The following is a 2,128-nucleotide window of genomic DNA, read 5'->3' as shown; positions in this document are numbered from 1 at the left end:
GCCTTGGACCACACCGGAAACTTCATCTCGGTGAGATCGCGGACGTCGCGGACGCCGGCGTCGATGATCAGGCCGAGCGCGCCGCGGGCACGAAAACTGGTGGCGAGCAGGTCGCCGAAGAAGCCGTCGGTGGAGTCGGCGGTGCAGGCCGCGACCACGACGTCGCCGGGCTGAATCTGTTCGGCGACGACGTGCATCATCCAGTTGTCGCCCGGCTGCAGCAGCACGGTGACGGCGGTGCCGCAGATGTGCGCGCCGGAGTAGATCGGACGCATGTACGGCGCCATCAGGCCGACTCGGCCCATCGCCTCGTGCACGGTGGCGACGCCGAACCGCGACAGCTTCTCGACGGCAGCCTTGTCGGCGCGGCCGATGTTGCGCTTGACGATGCCGAGATCGTTCATCCGCACGGTCATTGTTACTTACCCTTCGCCTTGAGCGCGGCATCGAGCCGCGGATAGACGCGGCGGGCGTTGCCTTCGTAGATCTGCTGCTTCTCTTCTGGCGTCAGAATGGTCGACGCCTCGATGTAGCGCTTGGTGTCGTCGTAGTAGAACCCGGTCCGCGGATCGATGCCGCGCACCGCGCCGATCATCTCCGAGGCGAACAGCACGTTGTCGACCGGAATCACGGTGTTGAGCAGGTCGATGCCCGGCTGGTGATACACGCAGGTGTCGAAGAAGATGTTGTTGAGCACATGGTCTTCGAGCAGCGGCTTCTTCATCTCCTGCGCCAGGCCGCGGAACCGGCCCCAGTGATACGGCACCGCGCCGCCGCCATGCGGGATGATGAATTTCAGCTCGGGGAAATCCTTGAACAAATCGCCGGCGACGCACTGCATGAACGCGGTGGTGTCGGCATTGAGATAGTGCGCGCCGGTGGTGTGGAAGCAGGCGTTGCAGCTGGTTGAGACGTGGATCATCGCCGGAATCTCCAGCTCGACCATCTTCTCGTAGATCGGGTACCAGTGCCGGTCGGTCAGCGGCGGCGAGGTCCAGTGCCCGCCCGACGGATCGGGATTGAGGTTGATGGCGACGAAGCCGTAGTCCTTGACGCACTTCTCCAGCTCAGGGATGCAGGTCTTCGGATCGACGCCCGGCGACTGCGGCAGCATCGCTGCGCCGATGAAATTGTCGGGGAACAGCTGCGAGACGCGGTAGCACAGCTCGTTGCAGATCGCCGCCCAGGTCGATGAGACGTTGAAGTCGCCGATATGGTGCGCCATGAACGAAGCGCGCGGCGAGAACACGGTCAGGTCGCTGCCGCGCTCCTGCATCTTCTTGAGCTGGTTCTCGATGATCGAGGCGCGCAGCTCGTCGTCCGAAATCTTCAGCTCGGATACTTTCGGCATCACGGACGGATCCTTGATGCCGGCGATCTGCCGGTTGCGCCAATCCTCCAGCGCCTTCGGCGCGGTGGTGTAGTGGCCGTGAATGTCGATGATCATCGGGTGTCCTCGTCAGTTTAGGTTCGTCATTGCGAGGAGCGAAGCGACGAAGCAATCCAGCTCAGTGCACGAGGTTTTGGATTGCTTCGCTTCGCTCGCAATGACGGAAATTTATGTTTCACCCCGCGCGCCGCAGCGCTGCGTCGCTGGTCTGCTTCCCGCCCCACACCGAGCCCGGCACCATCGCGTCGCCGCGCATGATCAGGCGGGCGGTACGCAGCAAGGCGGCGCGGGTGACGTTTTGCGGGTTCTGCGGATCGACCTCGATTTCGACCGAGAATTCGCCGGTCGGGTGTTCCACCGAGATCTGCTTGATGGTGCTGTCCGGCACCTGCGCGATGCCTTCGGTGACGCTGCCTTTCAGCACGCAAGCGGTCGCCACCGTCACGGCGGCGAGCACGCCGATGGCGTCGTGGCAGACGTGCGGAATGAAGCTGCGGGTCGAGATGCTGCCGCCGGCGCGCGGCGCCGAGATCAGAGTCATCTTCGGATAGTTCTTCGATGTGACGTCGCCGAGCTGCATCGCATGGCCGCAGGCGATGCGCAGCTTCTCCAGGCGCGCTTTCAGCTCGGTGTCGGCGTTGAGCTGGGCGACGCCCTCATAACCGGTGCGGCCGACCGCCTCGGCGCGAAACATCACCAGCGGCATGCCGTTGTCGATGCAGGTCACCTCGACGCCGT

At 64.0% G+C, this 2,128-nt stretch carries 3 protein-coding genes; all 3 read right to left on the bottom strand.

What is annotated here, in order from left to right:
* Window positions 1-416, bottom strand: a 416-nt coding sequence (locus DYI24_RS25485; RefSeq protein WP_164574292.1) for a 4-carboxy-4-hydroxy-2-oxoadipate aldolase/oxaloacetate decarboxylase, incomplete at its 3' end; no start/stop codon positions are given.
* 2 nt (window positions 417-418) lie between these two features.
* Window positions 419-1,447 carry an amidohydrolase family protein gene (locus tag DYI24_RS25480; protein WP_164574291.1) on the bottom strand — a complete coding sequence of 343 codons (1,029 nt, stop codon included), beginning with the start codon at window positions 1,445-1,447 and terminating at the stop codon, window positions 419-421.
* A 118-nt stretch (window positions 1,448-1,565) separates the two neighbouring features.
* Window positions 1,566-2,128: PrpF domain-containing protein (locus tag DYI24_RS25475; protein WP_283810903.1), on the bottom strand; the 563-nt coding region annotated here is incomplete at its 5' end.

Origin of the sequence: Rhodopseudomonas sp. BR0C11 (assembly GCF_010820945.1) — a bacterium.
Classification (GTDB): domain Bacteria; phylum Pseudomonadota; class Alphaproteobacteria; order Rhizobiales; family Xanthobacteraceae; genus Rhodopseudomonas; species Rhodopseudomonas palustris_H.
The sequence above is the reverse complement of the archived record's forward strand: the minus strand, read 5'-3'. Positions and strand labels throughout refer to the sequence as shown.